This is a genomic window from Pseudomonas arsenicoxydans, from assembly GCF_900103875.1.
Taxonomy (GTDB): domain Bacteria; phylum Pseudomonadota; class Gammaproteobacteria; order Pseudomonadales; family Pseudomonadaceae; genus Aquipseudomonas; species Aquipseudomonas arsenicoxydans.
Map to the genome: position 1 here is coordinate 2,785,449 of NZ_LT629705.1, position 24,067 is coordinate 2,809,515.

The 24,067-nt window shown below is 60.0% G+C and carries 16 protein-coding genes; 6 read left to right on the forward strand and 10 right to left on the reverse strand.

Going from position 1 to position 24,067, the window contains the following annotated elements; translation table 11 throughout:
• Nucleotides 1-14: 14 nt before the first annotated feature.
• Entirely contained in the window at nucleotides 15-7,187 is a 7,173-nt protein-coding gene (locus tag BLQ41_RS12975; RefSeq protein ID WP_090181412.1) for a retention module-containing protein, read from the forward strand.
• Between the two features lie 165 nt (nucleotides 7,188-7,352).
• Here BLQ41_RS12975 and BLQ41_RS12980 read toward each other — a convergent pair whose 3' ends face one another.
• The 6 genes from BLQ41_RS12980 to BLQ41_RS13005 form a co-directional block, all read right to left on the reverse strand.
• Nucleotides 7,353-7,712: a DUF6124 family protein gene (locus BLQ41_RS12980; protein WP_090181413.1), complete on the reverse strand. Its 360-nt coding sequence runs from the start codon at nucleotides 7,710-7,712 to the stop codon at nucleotides 7,353-7,355.
• 607 nt (nucleotides 7,713-8,319) lie between these two features.
• The gene (locus BLQ41_RS12985; protein ID WP_157695017.1) at nucleotides 8,320-10,986 is read right to left on the reverse strand and encodes a hypothetical protein; all 2,667 of its coding nucleotides are present in this window, start codon (nucleotides 10,984-10,986) and stop codon (nucleotides 8,320-8,322) included.
• A gap of 139 nt (nucleotides 10,987-11,125) precedes the next feature.
• Nucleotides 11,126-13,066 (reverse strand): cyclic di-GMP receptor LapD, encoded by a 1,941-nt coding sequence (lapD, locus tag BLQ41_RS12990; RefSeq protein ID WP_090181417.1) that lies wholly within the window; start codon nucleotides 13,064-13,066, stop codon nucleotides 11,126-11,128.
• 22 nt (nucleotides 13,067-13,088) lie between these two features.
• A complete protein-coding gene (gene lapG / locus BLQ41_RS12995; protein WP_090181419.1) occupies nucleotides 13,089-13,796 on the reverse strand; it encodes a cysteine protease LapG in 708 nt (235 codons plus the stop codon).
• 92 nt (nucleotides 13,797-13,888) lie between these two features.
• Nucleotides 13,889-14,284: a YbaN family protein gene (locus BLQ41_RS13000; RefSeq protein ID WP_090181420.1), complete on the reverse strand. Its 396-nt coding sequence runs from the start codon at nucleotides 14,282-14,284 to the stop codon at nucleotides 13,889-13,891.
• Nucleotides 14,285-14,294: 10 nt separating this feature from the next.
• Nucleotides 14,295-14,882: a UPF0149 family protein gene (locus BLQ41_RS13005; protein WP_090181422.1), complete on the reverse strand. Its 588-nt coding sequence runs from the start codon at nucleotides 14,880-14,882 to the stop codon at nucleotides 14,295-14,297.
• 400 nt (nucleotides 14,883-15,282) lie between these two features.
• Here BLQ41_RS13005 and recQ point away from each other — a divergent pair, with 400 nt between their 5' ends.
• The 4 genes from recQ (at nucleotide 15,283) to BLQ41_RS13025 (ending at nucleotide 20,206) form a co-directional block, all read left to right on the forward strand.
• Entirely contained in the window at nucleotides 15,283-17,409 is a 2,127-nt protein-coding gene (gene recQ, locus BLQ41_RS13010; RefSeq protein ID WP_090181423.1) for a DNA helicase RecQ, read from the forward strand.
• Between the two features lie 119 nt (nucleotides 17,410-17,528).
• Nucleotides 17,529-17,963: a MarR family transcriptional regulator gene (locus BLQ41_RS13015; RefSeq protein WP_090181425.1), complete on the forward strand. Its 435-nt coding sequence runs from the start codon at nucleotides 17,529-17,531 to the stop codon at nucleotides 17,961-17,963.
• Nucleotides 17,964-18,091: 128 nt separating this feature from the next.
• Nucleotides 18,092-19,873 (forward strand): FimV/HubP family polar landmark protein, encoded by a 1,782-nt coding sequence (locus BLQ41_RS13020; protein ID WP_090181427.1) that lies wholly within the window; start codon nucleotides 18,092-18,094, stop codon nucleotides 19,871-19,873.
• Nucleotides 19,874-19,918: 45 nt separating this feature from the next.
• Nucleotides 19,919-20,206, forward strand: a complete 288-nt coding sequence (locus tag BLQ41_RS13025) for a SelT/SelW/SelH family protein (protein ID WP_090181428.1) — start codon at nucleotides 19,919-19,921, stop codon at nucleotides 20,204-20,206.
• On the opposite strand, the gene BLQ41_RS13030 is transcribed toward BLQ41_RS13025, so the two are convergent.
• Together BLQ41_RS13030 and BLQ41_RS13035 are read right to left on the reverse strand one after the other, a co-directional pair.
• Nucleotides 20,200-21,093 carry a DMT family transporter gene (locus tag BLQ41_RS13030; protein WP_090181430.1) on the reverse strand — a complete coding sequence of 298 codons (894 nt, stop codon included), beginning with the start codon at nucleotides 21,091-21,093 and terminating at the stop codon, nucleotides 20,200-20,202. The two genes, BLQ41_RS13025 and BLQ41_RS13030, sit on opposite strands and share 7 nt — an antisense overlap.
• 74 nt (nucleotides 21,094-21,167) lie before the next feature.
• Nucleotides 21,168-21,932, reverse strand: coding sequence for a helix-turn-helix transcriptional regulator (locus tag BLQ41_RS13035; RefSeq protein ID WP_090181432.1), 765 nt, complete (start codon nucleotides 21,930-21,932; stop codon nucleotides 21,168-21,170).
• A 129-nt stretch (nucleotides 21,933-22,061) separates the two neighbouring features.
• On the opposite strand from BLQ41_RS13035, the gene BLQ41_RS13040 reads away from it, so the two are divergent.
• Nucleotides 22,062-22,877, forward strand: coding sequence for a UDP-2,3-diacylglucosamine diphosphatase (locus tag BLQ41_RS13040; RefSeq protein WP_063342878.1), 816 nt, complete (start codon nucleotides 22,062-22,064; stop codon nucleotides 22,875-22,877).
• 108 nt (nucleotides 22,878-22,985) lie between these two features.
• Here BLQ41_RS13040 and BLQ41_RS13045 read toward each other — a convergent pair whose 3' ends face one another.
• Nucleotides 22,986-23,576, reverse strand: coding sequence for an HD domain-containing protein (locus BLQ41_RS13045; protein WP_090181433.1), 591 nt, complete (start codon nucleotides 23,574-23,576; stop codon nucleotides 22,986-22,988).
• Between the two features lie 95 nt (nucleotides 23,577-23,671).
• A complete protein-coding gene (locus tag BLQ41_RS13050) occupies nucleotides 23,672-23,983 on the reverse strand; it encodes an Mpo1-like protein (RefSeq protein ID WP_090181435.1) in 312 nt (103 codons plus the stop codon).
• Nucleotides 23,984-24,067: the final 84 nt, after the last annotated feature.

The following is a 24,067-nucleotide window of genomic DNA, read 5'->3' on the forward strand; positions in this document are numbered from 1 at the left end:
CGGAGGAAATGCACATGGCTACGCTCATCGGTATCGTCAGTAAGGTCATTGGTGATGTGTTCGCGGTGGCGGGCGACGGCACTCGACGCGCACTGGTCGAGGGCGATCGATTGTTCGCTGGCGATCAACTGGTCACAGGGGCCGAAGGCGCGGTGGCGGTGCATTTGCAAAGTGGCCAGGAACTGACCCTTGGGCGTGGCAGCAGCCTGGAGATGACGCCGCAGTTGCTGGCGCATCAGGCGCCCCATGTGGACACCGCCGAAGCAGTGACGCCGACGCAAGCGCAACTGACCGATGTCGAACAACTGCAAAAAGCCATCGCGGCCGGTGATGACCCGACCCAGAACGCTGAAGCCACGGCCGCCGGTCCGGCACCGACTGGCGCACCCGGTGGTGCCGCGGGTGGCGGCCACAGTTTTGTCATGCTCGAAGAAGTGGGCGGCCGGGTCGATCCAACCATTGGTTTTCCAACCGCAGGCTTCAACGGCATTCCCGAGTTTCCCCTTGAGCGTCTGGCCGGTGATCCGAACAACGGCGACAACGGTGCAGGCGGTGCCGGGGGCACAGGCGTTGTGCCCACCGTTCCTGATGTCCCGAACAACCCGGTCACCCTCAGTGGCCTGTCTGTGGCGGGCGGTGAGCTGACCCTCAACGAAGCCAACCTCGCCGACGGTTCCGCCAGCAACCCGGGCGCGCTGATCCAGAACGGTACCTTCACCGTATCCGCGCCTGACGGCCTGACCAGCCTCAGCATCGGCGGGATCAACGTGATCACGGGCGGAGTGGCTATCGGCTTTCCGCAGTCGATCACCACGCAACTGGGCAACACCCTGACCGTCACCGGCTATAACCCGGCCACGGGCGTGTTGAGTTACAGCTACACCCTGGTCGGCAACGAAACCCATTCGGCCGGCGACGGGGCCAATAACCTCAGCGAACAGTTCACCGTGGTGGCCGGTGATTCCAACGGCGATACCGCCACCGGCACGCTGGACGTCAACATCACCGATGACGTGCCCAAGGCAGTCGATGACAGCAACGCCAGTACCGCCTCGGAAACCCTGTTGACCCTGACCGGCAGCGTGCTCCCCAATGACTCGCAAGGGGCTGACCGCATTCCCGTCGGACCCAACAGCGGGCCGATCATTGGCGGCACGTTCACCGGGACCTACGGCACGTTGGTGCTCAACCCCAACGGCACTTACACCTACACGCTGAACACCAACGATGCCGATTTCAAAGCCCTGCACGGTGGCGGCAACGGCACCGAAACTTTCACCTACACCCTCACCGATGCCGACGGCGATACCAGTACTGCCAACCTGGTGCTGCAAATCCACAACAACGACGATCCGGTGACCCTCGGCGGCCTTAACGCCGAAGGTGGCGAACTCACCGTCTACGAGAAAAACCTCAGTGACGGCACCAGCCCCAACGCGCCGGCCCTGACCCAGAGCGGCACCTTCACGGTGGCTGCCCTCGATGGTCTGCAAACCCTCGATGTCGGCGGTATTCATGTGGTGGTGGGTGGCGTCGCGGCTGGCTTCCCGCAATCGATTGTCACGCCGCTCGGCAGTACGCTGACCGTCACTGGCTACAACGCGGCCACGGGCGTCGTCAGCTACACCTACACCCTGGTGGATAACGAAGCGCATCCAACCGCCAACGGCGCCAACAGCATCACCGAAAACTTCAACGTGGTGGCGACGGACACCGACGGCAGCACCGCATCGGGCCAGATCAACGTCAACATCGTCGACGATCTGCCCAAGGCGGTCGATGACAGCCACGCCAGCACCGCCTCGGAAACCCTGCTGACCCTCAACGGCAACGTGCTGACCAACGACGTGCAAGGCGCTGACCGCGTGACCGTCGGCGAAAATGCCGGGCCAATCACCCCCGGCACGTTCACCGGGGTTTACGGCACGCTGGTGTTGAACGCCAACGGCACGTACACCTACACCCTCAACACCAGCGATGCGGATTTCAAAGCGCTGCACGGCGGTGGCAACGGCACGGAAACTTTCACCTACACCCTCACCGATGCCGACGGCGATACCAGTACCGCCAATCTGGTGCTGCAAATCCACAACAACGACGACCCGGTGACCCTCGGCGGCCTCAATGTCGAAGGCGGCGAACTGACCGTCTACGAGAAAAACCTCAGTGACGGCACCAGCCCCAACGCGCCAGCCCTGACCCAGAACGGCACCTTCACGGTGGCTGCCCTCGATGGCCTGCAAACCCTCGATGTCGGCGGTATTCATGTGGTGGTCGGTGGCGTCGCCGCAGGCTTCCCGCAATCGATTGTCACGCCGCTTGGCAGCACGCTGACCGTCACCGGCTACAACGCGGCCACGGGCGTCGTCAGCTACACCTACACCCTGGTCGATAACGAAGCGCATCCAACTGCCAACGGCGCCAACAGCATCACCGAAAACTTCAACGTGGTGGCGACGGACACCGATGGCAGCACCGCGTCGGGTCAGATCAACGTCAACATCGTCGATGACCTGCCCACCGCCAACCCGGACCACACCTCGGTGGCCGAGGGCGCAACGGTCTCGGGCAACGTGCTGGACAACGACATCGGCGGCGCCGACGGTCCGGCCCTCAGTGGTGCGGTGGTCGGCGTACGAGCAGGCTCGGACACCTCGACATCCGCCATCGGCGGTCTGGGTTCGAACATCAACGGCACCTACGGTTATCTGACCCTGGATGCCCACGGCAACGCGACGTACCACAGCAATCCCAACGCGGTGAACGGCCCGGGCGCGACCGATGTGTTCACCTATACCGTGCGCGATGCCGACGGCGACGAAAGCACCACCACCATCACCATCGACGTGTCGAACAGCTGCATCAAAGCGGTCAGCGACAGCGACGTAACCGTTTACGAAAAAGCCCTCGACCTGAGCAAGGATGGCCAGGACCTCGCCGCCGGTACGGTCACCGGCAGCGACCCGACCAGCACCGGCGAAACTGCCACGGGCACTTTGGTCGGCTCCGTCACCGGCGCGACTGGCGCGATCACTTACACCCTGGTCGGCAGCGCTACCGGGACGTACGGACAAATCCTGCTCAACCCCAACGGCACGTACACCTACACCCTGACATCGCCGGCGACCACCACACCGCATGTCAACGACGGCGCCAATACGCTGACCGAAAGCTTCACCTACCAAGCCACCGATTCGCTGGGCAACACCACCACCAGCACCATCGTGGTCAACATCGTCGATGATGTGCCCAAAGCCTTCAACGACAGCAACGTCGGCACCGCAGCGGAAAACGTTCTGACCCTCAACGGCAACGTGCTGACCAACGATGTTCAAGGTGCGGACCACGTCGCCACAGGGCCGAACGCCGGGCCTATCACCCCTGGCACATTCACCGGCACCTACGGCACCCTGGTGCTCAATGCCAACGGCACCTACACCTACACGCTGAACACCAATGATGCGGACTTCAAAAACCTGCACGGCGGCGGCAACGGCACCGAAACCTTTACCTACACCCTCACCGATGCCGACGGCGATACCAGCACCGCCAACCTGGTGCTGAATGTCCACAACAACGACGACCCGGTCACCCTCAACGGCCTGAACGTCAGCGGCGGTGAACTGACCGTCTACGAGAAAAACCTCAGCGACGGCACCAGCCCCAATGCGCCGGCCCTGACCCAGAGCGGCACCTTCACCGTGACGGCGCTCGACGGTCTGCAAACTCTCGATGTCGGCGGCATTCATGTGGTGGTCGGTGGCGTCGCGGCAGGCTTCCCGCAATCGATCGTCACTGCGTTGGGCAGCACGCTGACCATCACCGGCTTCAATCCGGCCAGCGGCGTGCTCAGCTACAGCTACACCCTGGTGGAAAACGAAGCCCATCCAACCGGCAACGGTGCCAACAGCCTCACCGAGAACATCAACGTGGTTGCCACGGACGCCGATGGCAGCACTGCGTCGGGGCAGATCAACGTCAACATCATCGATGATTTGCCGACCGCCAAAGCGGATACGGCAAGCGTGGTCGAGGGCGGCACAGTCAGCGGCAATGTGCTGGACAACGACATCGGCGGCGCCGACGGTCCGGCAGTCAGTGGTGCGGTGGTTGGCGTGCGCGCAGGCGGCGACACCTCGACCTCGGCCATTGGCGGCCTCGGTTCGAACATCAATGGCACCTACGGTTACCTGACCCTGGACGCCCACGGCAACGCGGTCTATCACAGCAATCCGGACGCCGTGAGCGGGGCGGGTGCCACTGACACCTTCACCTACACCGTGCGCGATGCTGATGGTGATGAAAGCACCACGACCATCACTATTGACGTCTACAACAGCTGCATCAAAGCGGTCAGCGACAACGACGTGACGGTCTACGAGAAAGCCCTGGACCTGAGCAAGGATGGCCAGGACCTGGCGGCCGGCACCGTCACCGGCAGCGATCCGGGCCATACCGGTGAAACCGCCTCGGGCACGTTGGTCGGCTCCGTCACCGGTGCGACTGGCGCAGTCACGTACACCCTGGTCGGCAGCGCCACCGGGACCTACGGACAAATCCTGCTCAACCCCAACGGCACCTACACCTACACCCTGACCTCCGCACCGAAAACCTCGCCGAACGCCAACGACGGCGCGAACACCCTGAGCGAAAGCTTCACCTACAAGGCCACCGATGCGCTGGGCAACAGCACCACCAGCACCATCGTGGTCAATATCGTCGATGACGTGCCGAAAGCGGTTGGCGCGGAGCGTTCGGTCGCGGCTGTGGAGATCGATTCCAACGTGCTGTTGGTAATCGACGTCTCCGGCAGCATGGTCGACCCCTCCGGTGTGCCGGGGCTGTCGCGCCTCGAACTGGCCAAGCAGGCGATCAGTGCCTTGCTCGACAAATACGACGACCTGGGCGATGTGAAGGTGCAGATCGTCACGTTCAGCAGCAATGCCACCGACAAGACGTCGATCTGGGTCGATGTGGCGACGGCCAAATCGATTATCTCCGGCCTGACTGCCGGCGGTGGCACCAACTACGACGCGGCGGTCGCGACGATGCAAACCGCGTTCGACACCTCGGGCAAACTGACCGGGGCGCAGAACGTCGGCTACTTCTTCTCCGACGGCAAACCCAACGAAGGCGACATCGGTAGTGCGGATGAGGCCGCGCTCAAAGCCTTCCTCGACGCCAATGGCATCAAGAACTATGCGATTGGCCTGGGCAGTGGCGTGAGCAACGCCTACCTCGATCCGCTGGCCTATGACGGCAGCAACCACACCAACACCAATGCGGTGGTGGTGACCGATCTGAACCAACTCAACTCGGTGCTCTCAGGCACGGTGATGGGCGCGCCAGTCACGGGCACCTTGCTGGAGGGTGGAACATTCGGTGCCGATGGCGGCTTCATCAAAACCCTCGTGGTCGACGGCACGACGTACACCTACGACCCGAAAGGCAACAGCAACCAGGGCGCGCTGAACTTCAGCGGCGGCGTCAACCACGGCACGTTCAACACGGTGAACAACACCCTCAGCATCGCCACCAACAATGGCGGCACCCTGGTGGTGAACCTCGACACCGGCGAGTACAACTACACCTCGCAAAAAACCACATCGGTGGTGATCACCGAAAACATCGGCTTCACGCTCAGCGACAACGATGGCGACCTGGCCAGTTCGACGCTGACGGTCAAAGTCATTCCGAATACGGCGCCGGTGGCGGTCGATGACCACATCATCACCAACGTGCTGTCGGGCAACATCGTGGTGCCAGGCGAATTGCTGCTGGCCAACGACTCCGATGCGGACAAGGATCCGATGACCGCATCGCCGACCACCTTCAACACCGGTTGGGTGGCCAAGGGCGGGGACTTCATCGGCACCAATCAGAACTTCAACTTCACCGGCAGCAACGCCCAGGCGGTGACCATCGCCCGCAGCGCCTTCGTCGCCAACACCGCAGCCATGACGGCCGTGTTGGTGGTCAGCGGAGCGCTCGGCTCGGTCAGCAACAACAGCACCAACGATGAGGATCGCATCACCGTCGATCTCAAACAGGGCGAAACGCTCAACCTGGACCACAACCTGGCGGCCGGACACGTCACGATGGAGTACTCGCTCAACGGCGGCGCATGGATCCCCCTCGCCGACGGCCAGACCCTCACGGCTGCGGCGGACGGCACCTACCAGATCCACATCACCAACATCCCCAATGGTCCGGGCAACAGCGGGTCGGGGTCGGAAAACTACCAGCTGACCATGACCGTCAACTACGCCGGCGCCCACGACATCACCCCGGACGCCCACGGCACCTACACCGCCAACGACAATCACGGCGGCAGTGACAGTGCAGGCGTGACCATCAGCTACCAGGACGGCCATACCCTCACCGGCACCGCAGGCGATGACGTGTTGGTGGCAGGCGCCGGCAACAACGTGATCAATGCCGGCGACGGCAACGATGTGCTGACCGCCGGTTCCGGCAATAACGAGCTGCACGGCGGCGCCGGCAACGACTTGCTGTTCAGCGGCCCTGGTAACGACCTGCTCGACGGCGGCCCCGGTATCGATACCGTGAGCTACGCACACGCTACGGCGGGCGTCATCGTCGACCTGAATCTGGCGACCGCGCAAAACACCGGAGGCGCTGGCACCGATACCCTGACCGGAATCGAAAACCTCGTCGGCTCAAACTTCAACGACTCCCTCACGGGCGATAGCCATAACAACGTCATCAACGGTGGTTTGGGTGACGACATCCTCAATGGTGGTGGCGGCGACGACCTCCTGATTGGCGGCCTCGGCAACAACACCCTCACCGGCGGGGCAGGGGCCGACACCTTCCAGTGGCTCAAAGGCAACAGCGGCCACGACGTTGTCACCGACTTCACCCCAGGCACCGACAAACTCGACTTGTCACAACTGTTACAAGGTGAAAACGGCACCGCGGCGTCACTGGATGACTACCTGCACTTCAAAGTCGTCGGCAGCGGCGCCTCGGTCCTCACCAGCATCGATGTCAGCGCCATGGCCGGCGCAGCCCCGAACCAGACCATCGACCTGGCCGGCGTGAACCTGGCCAGCCACTACGGCGTCACGCCGGGGGCGGGCGGCGTGGTTGCAGGCGGACATGACACCGCGACCATCATCAACGGCATGCTGAACGACCATTCGCTGAAGGTGGATACCGTGTGACCTGAAACGACAAAACCCGCCATTCCTGTTCAAGGAATGGCGGGTTTTTTGTTGTTTTAACGTCAAAAGATCGCAGCCTCGTTTCGCTCGACAGCTCCTACACGGATTTGCACGCACCTGTAGGAGCTGTCGAGTGAAACGAGGCTGCGATCTTTTGATCTACCGTTAGTGCTGTGGATCAATCCTGACCAGCACCCGATTCACCGCCAGTTCACCCAGCATCACCACCTGCTGAATCCCCAGCAAGGTGTTGCGATGCGTGCCCTCCATCAACCCTGCGAAATCGCTCAGCATCACACTCGCGGATGCCAAGGACTCACACGCGTTGACCAGCAGGGTTTCGTCATCGGTGTCGGGGGCGATCAAGTAGATCGTGCTGGGTTTGCGAGGAATGTCTTGGGAAATGACCGGTTTGAGGTAGTAATCGAGGGCGCGGTCGGCGGCTTCGTTGAGCTTTTTGGGATCGGTGGATTCGTAGGGGGAAACGTCGTCGGTTTCGGGCGGGTTGGGGGTGATCTTGGGCATGGTGAAACTCCTTGATGATTGGAGCCGTCATCCATCGCTGCTAAACGAAGTGGGTGGCGGCTGTACGCGGGTTAGCAGACCAGGCATCAAGGAACCCGGCGCACCGAAGTGCCCCACGCAAGCCGCCATAATGCAGACCAACTGACGAAAACATCGTCGGTTGATCAGGGGCGGCACTGACGTGCCTTGATATTTTCCGAGCTGCTAAACCCGATCGCTGATTTGTCAGCGACCGGGAAACAATAGAGACCCGGCACAAGGCGCACAAGCCGGCGGATTCTGGCGCAGTCGTAGGCAACGGCGCAAGGATGTGTAGCCTGAGAGAGTGTCTGGAAATGTCTTTTAAACATCTCCGTTTAATTCTCACTCCAGTGATAAATAAATACGTCCGCTTAGCTCAGTTCTGACGGTGAATACCGTGTGACCTGAAATGACAAAACCCGCCATTCCTGTTCAAGGAATGGCGGGTTTTTGTTGTATGGGCATTAACGTCGATCGTTCCCACGCGGACGGTTCGACGCCTCGACGTGGGAACGATCAAAAACATCGCTGTTTATTTCCTGCCCAGGCGAAAACAGGGACGTCCCTTTCCGCGCTTCCGACCAACTTATACGCGGCTCATTTTGAAGTCGTCGAGCGTGATGAGGTCCATCCTAGGGGTGACGATTTCGATGCTTCGGATGCGGTTCTGAAGGGTCGAGTATGTAATCGGCTGTGGATTAAAGTTGTTGGGGAGAGGCATGCTGTGGAGGAGATTACCTCGTTCGTCCCGGTAGAAAACCCAGAGGTCGTTGAATTGCGCGAATCGGCACCAGAAACTAACAAAGGAATAATTCCAGTGGAATTGGATGTGCATGTGTTGCGCAGTGCCACTTGCCTGCCAATGCATCTCCAGAACCTGCCCGTAACTCTGGCCCGGTATTTGAGGATAAGGACCCGTGATGACGTTGGCTAATGAAGTGATCCCCAGATAACCACTCCCTGCAGGGAAAGAGATGATCATGCTGTCCAGCTCGATACGCCCACCGGGTGTGATGAGTTGCGTAGCGAGATGATCGAAGTTTTCCGACAAGATAGGGCGTTTGTTCCTGATGCTGTATTTTCTGGAGGTCGGGAATGTGATCGTTATGGGGGCCTTTTCTTTGAAATGGGCTTTTATTTCGACATGAAGAGATGAGTTGTCCTGAAGCAACAACAGTTGTGCCCGTGGCAGTGTTCTGCTGAACCCGTTACTTTCCTCGTCCGGTGTCAGGGAACCTGCGGTGACCAGCTCAATAACATGCGCACTTCCATTGGCCCCTGTTCCAATAACACTTATATCAAAAAGATAACGCCCGCCCCGCAATGGCCAGGTCTTGCAAGAGACGGTGCCGTCACCTTCAAATTCATTGATATCCACTACCCCGGCACTGTCAGCCTGATCGATAATGGAGGTTCCTAATCGAACATCACCGTCGACGATCCGGCGAATATTCAACGTCAACGGCAGCGATTCCCCCGCGGACTTCCCGTCGCGAATCAATTGCCAATACAAGTTGGTTTCGCTACCCATTCGGGCCAACAGGTACGCAAAACTCAACTTGAGATTGGCCCGCTTGTTTTGATTGATCAACTGCACGGGAAATGGCTTATCGCCCGGCATTGGATTTGCGTCTATAAACAGCGCCTTATCATTGGTCTTCGCAGGCAGGTGTTCCACCCTAACGGTGATTCCGTTGAGAGAGTCCAACACATCGATATTGTTGGTCGCTGGAGGCACCGCAAAGGGTGGCAGCAAATCACCGATTGCTTCCTCGCCAAACATCAATTGCAGCAAGTTCGAAAACACCTCCACCTCTCCCGGGTTTGTCACCGTGCATTGCACGGTCAACGGGGTGTTGGCATAGGGGACGATGTATTTGGCGGGCACCTGGAAGATGACGGGCTGTGTCGGGTCGGTGACGATCAATTGAAAAATGAACAGGGCTTTAATCCCGGCCTGATCAGTGGTTTGCCAGTTGAGTTTGACAATCGCGCCTATTTTTAATGGCCAGTATTTGGCGACCTGCACCGTGGCCATGGTGGTGTCGACCGGTAGCTTGTTCTCCACCAGCGGATCGACAATCGGCACGCCCAAGGGCAGGGATGAGCCGCTGAAAGTGGCATCGGCGGGTTTCGAGAACTGGGTCTTGCCGGCTCTGATCAGTTGGTATGACGCTCGCGCCGAACCTCCGATCAGGTTGCGGACCCATTCATTCTCAACCGCAAAGTTCACGGTCCTGCTAGCGGCAGTTAGCGTGCGACTGAAGGTCTGGATAATCGGGTCGCCGCCTTTGGTGAGCCCTATCAGCTCTAGCTCGATCAGATCTTTCGCTGCAAATACCCCAGTGACCAGGACATTCAGGGGATCGTCCATAAGCCCATCGTGATTCACCACATTGTCCAAATCAGCCTGGTCAAAAATCGGCGCGATCAGCAACACCGTGCCGGGTTTGGCCGTGAGGATGAGCGCATCCGACCAGCCGCTGGTGTTTTCCACCGAGTCGAACAATACGTAGCGCACCACCAGGCTGTTGGTGGGCGCAAGGCTAGCGAGCATTTGCGGTGTCAGTTCAAAGACAATGTCACCCAACACGGTGACGATGTGTTCCAGGAGCAAAGTTCCAAAGGCAAGCACCACCACGTCATGAATGGACTGGTTGAAGTACGCCAGCACGGTCACGAACATGCCTTCGTCGATCACGGTCTGATCGATGATGCTTTCCGAGGCGACGGGCAATTTCAGGCCCTGGTTGAACGGCTTGCCCCCGTCCGTGTCCGCTTCACCCGGCGCCGGGTACTTGTAAAACAGCGGAACGGGTGGCGATCCCTCGGTGCCGTTTCCGCTCACGCGCGTAACATCGAACCAGAGGGGCAGGTTGTTGGCCTGGAGGGGCAGAAACCTGGTTTCCATGACATTAGAGGCAATGTAGAAGGGAATGTTTTTCGCGTTGCCGTTTGCATCGAAATGCGCTTCGGTAACCGAGAACTCTGCGACGGGAACGTTTTTTGTTTCGATGTACACCTTGATGTAGTCGCCGATGGCCATGCTCCCGTAGGCCAGGATATAGACCAGCAATCCGTCACGATCACTGTGCACCATGTTGATGTTGATTCCCAACGCACCGTCGCTCTGCGGTTTGTAGCCAGGCGGGTAGGGTGGAGCGACCGCCAGCGCGCCGTATTCGCTTTTGGGCGGGAAGACGACAACTTGTCCATTGGCGGCGGGGTCAGCGTTTGTCATGGGGCTGTTCATGAATGCGTACCTTCCAGAGAGGCGCCCGGCTTCCCGATTGGGCGGCACCGATATGGAAGGATTAGAGCGTCGCCACGGATGTTTGCCTACTGTCAGATCTGACAGGTACTCACTACTTTAAGACGAACGGTAATCCCCTTCACATCGGCTCCGGCGGCCCGATCAACCTCCCCATCACCCCAAACAATCCCAGCTCCCGAATCACCTCCAGTTCCCCTTTGGTCTCGACCATCTCCGCTATCAATGGCAAATCGATGCTGTTGGTTGCCCTGTAAATTGCGTCGATGAAAAGCCGCTTGTCAGGCTGCTCGTCAATGTGACGGATGTACGCCCCATCGATTTTCAAGTACGCCAGGCCCAATTGCGTCAGATTGCCGATCTGGCTGAAGCTGCCACCGAAATGCTGCAATCCGATGCGATACCCGGTGTTGAGCAAACTATGGCTCAAGCGCTGCAATTCTTCCGGGGGCGGCAGTTGGCGTTCGTCGATTTCCAGGATCAGCAGGGGCGCCAGTTCGGGCAGTGATTCGAGCATGTCGATGATTTGTTTAAGCTGTGTTTGATCACGCAGGGTGTTGCCCGACAGGCTTAGCGCCAGCGGCCATCGATTGACCACGAGGTATTCGAGGGTGGCTTCGAGCATCGCCAGATCGAAGCGCGCTGACCAGCCAAGACGCTCGATCCACGGCAGAAAATGCCCGGCGGGTATCGCCTCGCCCTGTGGGTCGAGCAGACGCGCAAGGACTTTGTGGTGCAGCACCTGGCTGGTGTCGGCGCATTGCACCACCGGTTGGAAATACAGCTGCATCTTGCCTTCGGTCAGCGCATCGTCGATCCAGGTGCGCCAGTCGTGTTGAGAGTGGTTCGGCACGGTATCGGTGTGGGCCAGGTGTATCCACGGGCGTTCGGGATGTTGCTGGGCCTGAGTCAACGCCTGGTCGAGGCGCAGCAACACGTTGCTGGCCGGTTCGCCGGGGTGATAGGCGACCACGCCCAGGTGCGCCACGGGCATGCAGTCGCTGGCGCCCGTCAGGCGCAGGTTTTCCAGGGTGGCGCTGATTTCCGAGGCCAGGCGCGCCGCGCCCGTGCTGTCCAGACCCGGTGCCAGCACGCAGAATTCGCCGCCCCGATTGCGCGCTGCCAGCCAGGTGCGCCGTGCTGGGACCTGAGTCAGACGCTTGAGCAGTTCGCCGACGGTCTTGATCAGCGCATCGGTGCGCTGACCGCCCAGGCGTTGGTTGAGCCCGATCAGATCGTTGATCCGCAGCATCAGCAGATGGCCGTCGCTGCTCTGTTCGCCGACCAGTAAATGATCGGCCAGTTGCTCATCCAGCAAGCGCCGGTTGGCCAGTCCCGTGAGGCCGTCCTGATAGGCCTCGACGCGCAGTTTTTCACTGCGCGCGGCCTCTTCGGCGAACAGCGCCTTGAGCTTTTCGACCATCTGGTTCATCGCCAGCACCACACGCTTCAATTCGGGTGTGCGTGGCAGTTTTGGCAGGCTCAGGAACTCGCGCTTGCTGATGGCTTGGGCTTGTTTGACCATTTTGTCGAGCGGGCGTAACTGCCGACGTAGCAGCCAGCCACCGAACACGGCGCTGAGCAGTCCGCAGATCAGCAACCAGATCAGGCTACCGAGTGTGCTGTCCCAGAGTTTGGCCAGGGCAAACTGCGGATTGCTCAGCACTTCGACTCGCGCCACCTGTTCCCAGCCACGCATGATCAGTGCATCGCCACCTTCCGGGCGCAAGTTGACCAGGCTCACGAACCAGCCGGGCACGCCCTCGATGTGCGTCGCTGCGTTGCGCTCTACCAGCACCTCTCCATCGACGATGTTGACGATACGTATGCTGCGGAAATAGCCACTGTCGAAGATCGAGCTGACCATTAATTCGGTCATTGCCGGATCGTCGATCTGCTCCGTCAGCGACAAGCCCAATGCGGTGGCCGCGTCCTGGGCGTGGGAGCGCAACTGGCCGAGCATTTGTTCGCGCGAGCTTTCCAGACTGACAAAAAAACTGCCGCTGAACGCCACCAGCAAGAACAGGCAAATGGCGATGAACAACTGTTTGCGCAGTGACATACAACGCTCCTTGCGATGGCCGCTAGCCTTCGCCCACGGCGAACCCTTCAGCCTGCATCTTTTTCAATACGTCTTGCCAGCGCGACAGCTTTTTCGAGTCGCTGCTGCGCTTGCCGCCATTGGCCCCCGGTAAATACAGGCCTTCTGCATTGAAGGCATACACCGGCAACAGGTCTTTGCGTTGGGAAGCGGGGCGGATGTCGCCGATCAGGTTATCCAGCACAAGCGGTTCGGCCGCAGGGTTGCTGTAGAAGGTCAGCACCATGTGCGCCTGGTTCTGGGTCAGGGCCTTGACGTAGGTGATGCGCAGCTTTTCGCTGGGAATCCCGAGTTGGCGCAAGCTGAAATATTTCGCCAAAGCGTAGTCTTCGCAATCTCCAGCGCCCTTGATCAGTGATTCTTCTGGCGTGGCCCAGTAATCGGTCTGACGCCAGATGCGGGTGTCGTCCTGGAAACTCAGCTGTTGATTGAAAAAGCGATTCACCGCGTCCAGTTGCTCGCGCTCAGGCTGGTTGGCTTCGCTTTTAAGCATTTGACTCCAGGCCTCGATTCTTCCTTGGGCAGCGCCGAGCGGGCCGTAGCGCTTTTCGGCTGTCTGCAGAATCTGTGAAATCTCCCAGTTGGCCCAGACACTGCCCAGTCCAGTCAGTAGAAAACCCGCCAGCAGCAGCCATCCGCCGAGCCGAAATCGGAGCGCTGGCCATCCTGGACTACGCCGGCGACTGGACATGTCTGGCTGCTGCTCGGGTGCAGATGACTGAAGTCTAGGCGCAGTTCTTTAAAAGGGTGGGGTGATCGTCGGGTCAGTCCGCGGATCAGGGCTCAGGATTTGCGCAGGGTTTTCTGTTTGAGGATGTAGATCGTCACCAGCACCGCGCTGGTCAGCATGAATCCACGGGCCCACGGCAGTGGTACCAGATAGCAGGAAAACAGGATGCTCACCCACATCAGCCCGATGGCGTAGACCTTGCCCTTGAGCGGGATGCCGTTGCCGTCGAGGTAGTCGCGAATCCACGGGCCAAGCTGCGGATGCTCGACCAGCCACTGGTAAAAGCGTGGCGAACTTCGAGCGAAGCAGGCGGCCGCCAGCAGCAGGAACGGGGTGGTGGGCAACACCGGCAGGAAAATCCCGATCACCCCCAGCGCTACGCTCAGCCAGCCGATGGCCAGCAGCACGTAACGCAACATCAGGGAGCGGTTGCCTATGGGTTTGTCCATAGGCAAAACCTTAGTGGTGACGTGGCTTGAGGATCGCCGGTTTTTCGTCTGGCGCCTGGCACAGCAGGTACAGGGCGGTCAGCGCTTCCGGGATCTGCACGATCATGTCGTCCATCAGGTTGGCGTCTTTGGCGATGTCTTCGAACTCAGGCTGTTCGTCGAACAGACCCGAACCGACCATGATCGGCAGCAGCATTTCGCTGACTTCGTCTTCGGCGGTTTCGAACCAGGCCGCTTCGCGCAGGAACACGCCTTCCATGAAGCCGATGCACCAGCCGCGCAGGTCGGAATCGTCCGGCTCCTCGCCCAGGTCCAGCTCACACGGCAGCTCGAATTCTTCATCGGAGGCCAGTTGGCGAGCGATGTGCGCCTTGAGCGCGAGCAGGGTGGATTCGATGGCTTCACGCTCGGTGTCGTCGGCGTAATGCGGCTCTTCGGCGAAAAGGGCGTCGATCCATTCACGATCCGGCACCACTTCGGAGCAGATCGACAGCGCGGTGAGGTAGCCGTGGGCGGCCACATAGTCCAGCGCCTCGTCATGCAGTTCGTCGGCGTCGAGGAAGACTTGCAAACGGGTTAGTTGCTCAGCGAAGGACATTAAAGGGCTACCTTGGGAATTAACAGATGCGGGAATTCTAGGCCTTCTTGAGCACACAGGCCAGCCGCGCGGCATATTTGCACCCCGGAACACCACAATCCCTGTGGGAGCGGGCTTGCCCGCGATGGGCCGGTACATCCAATACATCTATCGCCAGACACGCCGCCATCGCGGGCAAGCCCGCTCCCACAGGTTTTGCGGTGTATTGACGTAGGTGTGTCTTCTCAGCGGCACCCTTTGAGGAGGAGGCCTCGGGTATACTCGCGCGTTTTGTGATGCCCTGCTGGCGTCGCGGCTGAAATGTGAAGCGTCATGCAACGCGCACTTACGATTTGTCGGTGCAGCTTTCGTGGTTCTGAACCAGCCTTGCAGGGATGTTTCGGTGATTTTTGGAGTTTTTATGCTCGAGCAGGCTCAACGCGTCCTCAAGGACATCTTCGGCTACGACAGTTTCCGTGGCCGTCAGGGTGCAATCATTGAGCGCGTGGCCAGTGGCGGCGACGCCTTGGTGCTGATGCCTACCGGTGGCGGCAAATCCCTGTGTTTCCAGGTGCCCGCACTGCTGCGCGAAGGTCTGGCCGTGGTGGTGTCGCCGCTGATTGCGCTGATGGACGATCAGGTCGCCACCCTCGAAGAACTGGGTGTCGCCGCCGCTGCACTGAACTCAACGCTCAGTGCCGAGCAGCAGCGCGACCTCGCTGCGCGGATCAAACGCGGCGAAGTGAAGATGCTGTATCTGGCGCCCGAACGACTGGTCCAGCCTCGGATGCTGGCCTTCCTGCAAAGTCTTGAAATTGCCCTGTTCGCCATCGACGAAGCGCACTGTGTGTCCCAATGGGGCCACGATTTCCGTCGCGAATACCTGCAACTGGGCCAGTTGGCGGAGTTGTTCCCCAACGTCCCGCGCATAGCCCTGACGGCCACTGCGGACAAACGCACCCGTGAAGAAATCGTCGACCGACTGCATCTGCACAATGCCGAGCGCTTTTTGTCGAGCTTTGACCGTCCCAACATTTTCTACCGCATCGTGCCCAAGGAGCAGCCGCGCAAGCAGTTGCTGGCGTTCCTCGCCGAGCGCCGCAGCGATGCCGGCATCGTCTATTGCCTGTCGCGCAAGAAAGTCGACGAAGTGGCGGTGTTTCTCAGTGAGCAAGGCTTCCCGGCGCTGCCGTACCACGCCGGGTTGCCCAACGACACCCGCGCCCATCACCAGAAGCGCTTCCTCAACGAGGAGGGCCTGATCATGGTCGCCACCGTGGCGTTCGGCATGGGCATCGACAAGCCTAACGTGCGTTTTGTCGCTCACCTCGACTTGCCGAAATCCCTTGAGGCGTACTACCAGGAAACCGGTCGCGGCGGCCGTGATGGCCTGCCGGCGGATGCCTGGATGGCCTACGGCCTGCAAGACGTGGTGATGCTCAAGCAGATGCTGCAAAACTCCGAAGGCGATGAGCGTCACAAGCGTCTGGAGCAGCACAAGCTCGACGCCATGCTCTCGCTGTGCGAAGAAACCCGCTGCCGTCGCCAGACCCTGCTGGCCTACTTCGACGAAGACATGCCAGAGCCTTGCGGTCATTGCGATAACTGCGTCGACGGCGTGCAGACCTGGGACGCCACCGAGCCGGCCCGTCAGGCGCTTTCGGCGATCTACCGCACCGGCCAGCGTTATGGCGTCGGCCATCTGGTGGATGTGTTGCTGGGCAAGGACAACGAAAAGGTCCGCAGCTTCGGTCATCAACATCTGTCGGTTTATGGTGTCGGCAAAGCGATGGGCGAGAGCGAATGGCGCTCCCTGTTCCGTCAGCTGGTGGCCCGTGGTCTGGCCGATATCGACCTTGAAGGCTACGGCGGCCTGCGCCTGAGCGATACCTGCCGACCGCTGCTCAAGGGCGAAGTGACCCTGGAATTGCGCCGCGACCTGAAACCGCAAACCACCGCCAAAAGCAGCAAGAGCCAGGCGAGCCAACTGGTGCGCGGCGAAGAGCGCGAACAGTGGGAAGCCTTGCGCGCCCTGCGTCGCAAGCTTGCCGAAGAACATGGTGTACCGCCCTACGTCATCTTCCCCGACTCGACCTTGCTGGAAATGCTCCGCAGCCAGCCGACCTCGCTGGCGGAAATGGCCACGGTCAGCGGCGTCGGCGCGCGCAAGCTGGAGCGTTACGGCGATGCCTTCCTCGAAGTGTTGGGTGGGCAGGTCGAGGCGCCGAAAGTGGTGGCCGACGTACGCCACGAGCTGATCACCCTGGCCCGGGCCGGCATGACACCGCTACAAATTGCCGGTCAGCTGCAATGTTCGGAAAAGAATGTCTACACCATGCTCGCCGAGGCCATCGGCAAACAGCAGTTATCGCTGGAACAGGCGCTGGATCTGCCGGAAGAATTGATGGGCGAAGTCCAGGACGCATTCCTCGACGGCGAAGGCGAGTTGCCGCCGGTTTCGGAGATCGCCGCGTTGTTTGCGGGGAGAGTGCCGGAAGGGGTTTTGTACTGCGTACGGGCGGCGCTGCAATCTGAATTTGAGGTTTAAGTGACCTGCCGGGGTGGTTTAACGATTCACTACAGGCCAGTCCTTGCCTCAAGCCAATGGTCATGCTTAGCTGACTAATAATTAGTTTTTCTCTATTTCAGTCTGATCATGAGTGTTTTATGCCGTTAACCGATCAACACCGTTTTGGCATGCAACTGGCCCAGATGTCGCGTGGCTGGCGTGCCGAACTGGACCGCCGTCTGGCAGGCCTCGGATTGTCCCAGGCTCGCTGGCTGGTGCTGCTGCACCTGGCGCGTTTCGAGGAAGCGCCGACCCAACGTGAACTGGCGCAAAGCGTCGGCGTCGAAGGGCCGACCCTGGCCCGGTTGCTTGATAGCCTGGAAAGTCAGGGACTGGTCCAGCGCCAATCGGTGCTGGAAGACCGTCGGGCGAAGAAAATCGTCCTGTGCTCCCCGGCCCGACCCCTGATCGAACAAATTGAAACCATTGCCAATCAGTTGCGCCACGAACTGTTCGAAGGCGTGGATGAAGCGGACTTGAAGATCTGCATGCGCGTTCACGGGCACATTCTGGCGAACCTGGAAAAATCTTGAGGCATAACCGCGTGTCAGCTTTTTGAGATACCCCGTTGAGCGGACTATAAAGAACTACTAGGCAATATCGTGTTCGTACCGGATGTGCGAACACGTACAGGTTGGTTCTGGTTATCTAAGGGATGCACATGCTCGAGAGTTGGCACGTTGTTTTGCGGTGTTGCGCCAGGCTGCTTCTGGTCGGTGGTGCTGTCACTTACTCGGCATTGGCCCCTGCGCTGGGACTGGGCGAGATCACCCTTCATTCCGCGTTGAATCAGCCGTTGCGTGCCGACATTGCCTTGGTGGATATCGGCAGTCTGGAGGAGGGCGAGCTCTCCGTCAGCCTGGCGACGGCGGATGAGTTCAGCCGCGCCGGCGTCGATCGGGTGTTCTTCCTCAACGACCTGAAGTTCACACCGGTGCTGCGGGGCAACCGCAGCTTCATCCGGGTGACCTCCAACAAACCGGTCAATGAACCCTTCCTGAATTTCCTGGTGCAGCTCAATCAGCCCAACGGACGTTTGCTGCGCGAGTACACGGTACTGATCGATCCGCCGGGTTCACCCGGGATTGTGCCGGCCGATGACGAACCGCTCGCCAGCCAGCCAAACTCTCCCTTCCCGAGTGTCAAACCGGCCACTGCGTCAGCACCAGCGGCGAAGAAGTCCGCGACGGCGCCCAAGGTCGATCCACTTGTCTCGCCCCCTGTGAGCGATCCCGTTGCCGAACAACTGGCCGCCAGCATTTTGCAAAACCAGCAACTGCAAAAGACCGTCGATGAGTTGAGCGCGAAGCTCAAGGTTCAGGACGAACAGGCCGCTGGCCAGAAAAAACAGGTATCCGAACTGCAAACCCAACTGGCGGAGATCAAGCAGGCACCGCCTGTAACGCCAGTCGCGGCAGCGCCTGCTGCCCCGGTCGTTGTTCAAGAGGCCGACAGCCAGTGGCCGCTGATCATCGGCTTGCTGGGGTTGATAGCGTTGGTGTTGCTGGGGCTGTTTGTTCGCCGCCGACAACAGCGCGCTCAGGTACTGGCGCCGGATCCAGCCGTTTTGCCGTCACGCCACGAGCCGTTGCTCGATCGGGCCGCAGCTGCGGTGGAAAAGGCTCCAACGCCCGCAGTGCCCCCCGAACACCATGAGGAAACGACGACGGGTGATGTGCTGGAAGGCGTTGGCATCTACCTGGCTTATGGCCGTTATTCCGAAGCAGCCGGTTTGTTGCGAGACGCCTTGGCCAAGCAACCACAGCGCACGGAGCTGGCAGTGCAACTGCTGGAAGTTCTCGGCAAACAAGGTGATGTTCGCGCCTATGAGGCGCAGGAAAACAGCTTGCGCGACGCCGGGTTCGACCTGCAAACACTTCAGGACATTCGCGCCCGGTATCCGAAACTGAGCGCGATGCCGGTGCCCGTGCCGGTAGCTGCGGCGGCGACAAACATCGTTGCGGTGAAACCCGAAAGCGCGCCCGCCGACGAATTCCAGTTGAACCTGGATGACCTGTCGATGGATGCGAATTGGGATCTGGTCAGCCCCTTCGAAACGACCAAACCTGCCAATGCACCGCCCAAGGCAGCTGAGCCTGCGTTCGCTTCAAACCTGCACGTATTGCCCGATGTGTTCGAGATGCCCGACGAGATCACCCTGGACGAACCCGAATCCGAACTCGAATGGGGGCCCGAACCAGACTCACAGTCTCTGGGTGACGACTTTCTCGACGCGTTCAGCGACAGCGGGCAATCGCTTGCGCTTGAACCCCTCGACCTTGAACCGGCCAGGCCGACCAGCGCTGGCAAGCTGGAACAAGCCCAGAACTGCATCGACGACGGTGATCTGGACAGCGCCATCGAACTGCTCAACGAGTTGTTGAAAGAAGGGGATGAGCCGCTCAAGCAGACCGCCCGGAGTCTGTTGGCCGGAATCCGCTGAGCCACTACACTGGCGGCGCACTCAGGTTCAGGAATTCGGCCCATCATGACCACGCAAAAACCGGAAATCGTCATCACCTACTGCACGCAATGCCAATGGCTGTTGCGCGCAGCCTGGTTGGCGCAAGAACTGCTCAGCACCTTCGGTGACGACCTGGGCAAGGTCTCGCTGGTGCCTGGCACTGGCGGTGTCTTCCACATTTTCTGTGACGAGGTGCAGCTCTGGGAGCGCAAGGCTGATGGTGGTTTCCCGGAAGCCAAGGTGCTCAAGCAGCGGGTCCGCGATCAGATCGATCCTGACCGCGACCTGGGCCACAACGACCGGACTCAGTGAGAGGCGGCCTCGGCCGCCACGGTTTTTTTGCTGGAACCGCCCGACAACCTGCTGGAAACCACAATTGCGACGATGATTAACGCACCGCCGATCAGCATGCGCAGCGTCGGGTTTTCATCGAACAACAGCCATGCCACGGTGATCCCGTAGACCGGCTCCAGGGCGAACACCACGGCGGCGGTGCGCGCCTTGATGACTGCCAGGCTGGCGACGAACAAACTGTGGGCAACCCCGGTGCAGAACACGCCGAGCAGACCGATCCACAGCCAGTCGATAGCACGCACCTCGCTCAATTGCGGCGCTGCCACTGGCAGCAGGCACAGCGCGACCACCACGTTCTGACACAGCGCGGCCTGCACCGCCGGGATTCGCCCGGAGCTGGCGCGGTTGGTCAGCGACAGCAGGGCGAACAGCAAGCCTGAACCGACTGCCCAGAGCAGGCCTACGGTGGCACCACTTGCCAGATCGAAGTCAGGCGTGACCAGCACCAGCCCGACACTCACCAGCACGACCAAGAGGATTTCATTGGCGCGAATCCGCTCACGGAAAATCAGCCCTTCGAGGATCACGGTAAACGCCGGGAAGCTGGCGAAACCCAGGGTCGCAATCGCCACGCCCGCCACTTTCACCGCAATGAAAAAACTCACCCAATGCCCTGCCAGCAGCAAGCCGCTGAGCAGCAGGCGTCGCCAGTCCAGCGCTTCGAGTTTCTGCCAACGCGTGTTGCTGGCGAACCGTGCGAAGAATGCCAAGGCCAGTACGGCAAAAGCGGCCCGACCAAAAACGATGACCGCGGGGGAGGCGGCAGCGAGTTTGCCGAACACACCAGTCAGGCCAAACATCAGTGCGCCGATATGCAGGGCGCCGAGGGCGGTACGGGGAGTCATTGCAATCCTTGAAATTGAACCGGGCCAACAGTCCTACATTGAACCGTGTGAAGCGGGTTATGTCTGTCGGCAAACTATCGACTTTTGTCGCCAGCCTCGCGGCGCAGTTTACCCGGCGTCGCACCGAACTCGCGCAACACCGCCGCAGCGAATGCGCTCTGGGAACTGTAACCGACCCGACTGGCAATTTCGCCGACAGGCAACGGCGAGTCACGCAGCAATCCCACCGCTATATGCAGTCGTCGACTGCGAATGTAATCCATCGGCGTCTGCCCGCATTCCGTGACAAACCGTGCGTGCAACCGAGCGCTCGACAAACCGGCGATGCGCGCCAGATCGGCGACCTGCAGCGGATAAGCCGCGTACTGATCGATGTGCGCATTCAGCGCGGCATACGGCAAGCGTCGACCGCCCACGACGTCAGGCTTGGCGTTGTTGAGGCTGGCCAGCAACAGCACCGCGCCTTGCTGGGCAATCAACGGATCACTGACCTGACTGGCCGCAAGCCAACTCACCAACTGGCTTTGCCCGGCGTCCAACGGCAGGCGACCGGCATTGTCGAGCAGGCGTCGACTGGCCTCGGCGTGATCGCCCAGAGACTGCGAAATCCATTGGTCGCTCGGCACATCCAGCACCAGGCAGCGACTGCCATTGCTGCTGCCGCAGGCGTGATGGAAGCCGGACGGCACCACCACGAAACTCTGTTGCACCACCTGACTGCCACGCCCGCCGACTTCGAAGTCCAGCGCGCCCGAGAGCCCGAAGACCAGTTGTGCGTGGTCGTGGCTGTGGACGATCAGGTCTTCGGTGTACTGGCGGAGCGTGAGGATCGGTCTCATCGCAGGTCTCCCGGGCAAGATGCGGCCAGTCTACACCGCCCGGGTGCTGTCACAGGACTGACTCGCCACTGTCATGGGCCATTAACCCGACCGGCGCAAGCTTGCCAAAATCTGTCCTGAGGGTTACCCATGACCAGCGCCGAGCTCGCCAAACCCAGCCGTAAGCAACGTGTGCGGACCTTGTGGATTTCCGATGTGCACCTGGGCACCCGGGATTGCCAGGCCGAACACCTGTCGCAGTTTCTCAAGGGCTATCACGCGGACAAGATTTACCTGGTCGGCGACATTATCGACGGCTGGAAACTGCGCAGCGGCATGTACTGGCCACAGGCGCACACCAATGTGATCCGCCGGCTGCTGACCATGAGCAAGCGGGGCACCGAGGTGATCTACGTCACCGGTAACCACGACGAATTCCTGCGCCGTTATTCGAAGCTGATGCTGGGTAACATCCAACTGGTGGACGAGGCGGTGCATGTGACCGCCGATGGCCGCCATCTGCTGGTGATCCACGGCGATCAGTTTGACGTCATCACCCGTTATCACCGCTGGCTGGCCTTTCTTGGCGACTCGGCCTACGAATTCACCCTGACCCTCAACCGCTGGCTGAATCACTGGCGCGCCCGTTATGGCTATGGCTACTGGTCGTTGTCGGCCTACCTCAAGCACAAGGTGAAAACGGCGGTCAGCTTCATCAGCGATTTTGAAGAGGCCATTGCCCACGAATGCGTGAAGCGCGAATTGCACGGTGTGGTGTGCGGGCACATTCACCATGCCGAGATCCGCAAGGTCGGCGAGGTGGACTACCTCAATTGCGGGGATTGGGTGGAGTCGTGTACGGCGTTGATCGAGCATTGGGACGGGTCGATCGAGTTGTATCGGTTGGCGGATGCGCAGGCGCGGGAGGCTGAATTGAAAGCTATCAAAGTCGCAGAGCCGGCGTGAACAGCAACATCAAAAGATCGCAGCCTCGTTGCACTCGACAGCTCCTACAGGTTTGCGCATAACCCTTGTAGGAGCTGTCGAGTGCAACGAGGCTGCGATCTTTTGATCTTAAGCTGGCGCGTGCTCTTCCATCGCCGCCTTGTAGATCGAGTGTTTAGGCTGAGCAAACAAGCGCTCCATCATCGGTTCGAAGAAACTCAGCGGTAACGTCTCATACGCTGGATCAAACGCCGCCGCATCGTACTTGGCACAGAACTCAATGGTCGCCTGATATTGCGGATGCCCGCTGAATTGCTCGCGCAGATGCCGGTCCATCCCCAGGTGATGGAAGAAATAATAGCCCTGGAAGATCCCATGCTTCTCCACCATCCACAGGTTCTCGGCGCTGACGAATGGCTTGAGGATCGCCGCGGCAATGTCTGGATGGTTGTAGGAGCCCAGCGTGTCGCCGATGTCGTGCAGCAGCGCGCAGACCACATATTCTTCATCACGGCCATCGCGCCAGGCACGGCTGGCGGTTTGCAGGGAATGGGTCAGGCGATCAACCGGGAAGCCGCCAAAATCACCCTCCAGCAATTTCAGGTGCGTCACGATCCGTGTCGGTAGTTGCTTCGCGTAGGCACTGAAGTCCGCGGCGATGATCGCCCAGTCTTCCTGCGTGCCATCCTGCATGTGGGTGAAACGAGCGCTGGCATTCATCAGCTATCCTCTTGTTCTGAGCGAAAGGGACATTTTGAGTGTAGAGCTTGGATCCAATTTTGCACTGGCCACGCAGGACGCTGACTCGGGGGAACCTAGAACGGCACCCGACCCAGCACCATGTCGCGGTACATGACGAAGTCGCCGAGCAGGCTGTAAAGAGGGTGCTGAAAGGTCGCCGGGCGGTTCTTCTCGAAGAAGAAATGGCCGAGCCAGGCAAAGCTGTAACCCGCCAGCGGCAAGGCGAGCAACATCAGCCATGCGCCTTTGCCAATAGCCAATGCCAGAATGAAGATGACCAGGCTGGTACCGACAAAATGCAATCGTCGACAAGTGCTGTTGCTGTGTTCGCTGAGGTAGTACGGGTAAAACTCAGCGAAACTGTTGAAACGTCTGATGTTTTCCACGACTGCGATCTCTGTGGTTGTTGTTCTGATTGCAAGTTGTTCTGCGGGTAGCTTATTTGAGTCTAGAGTGATCAATGGCGTCAG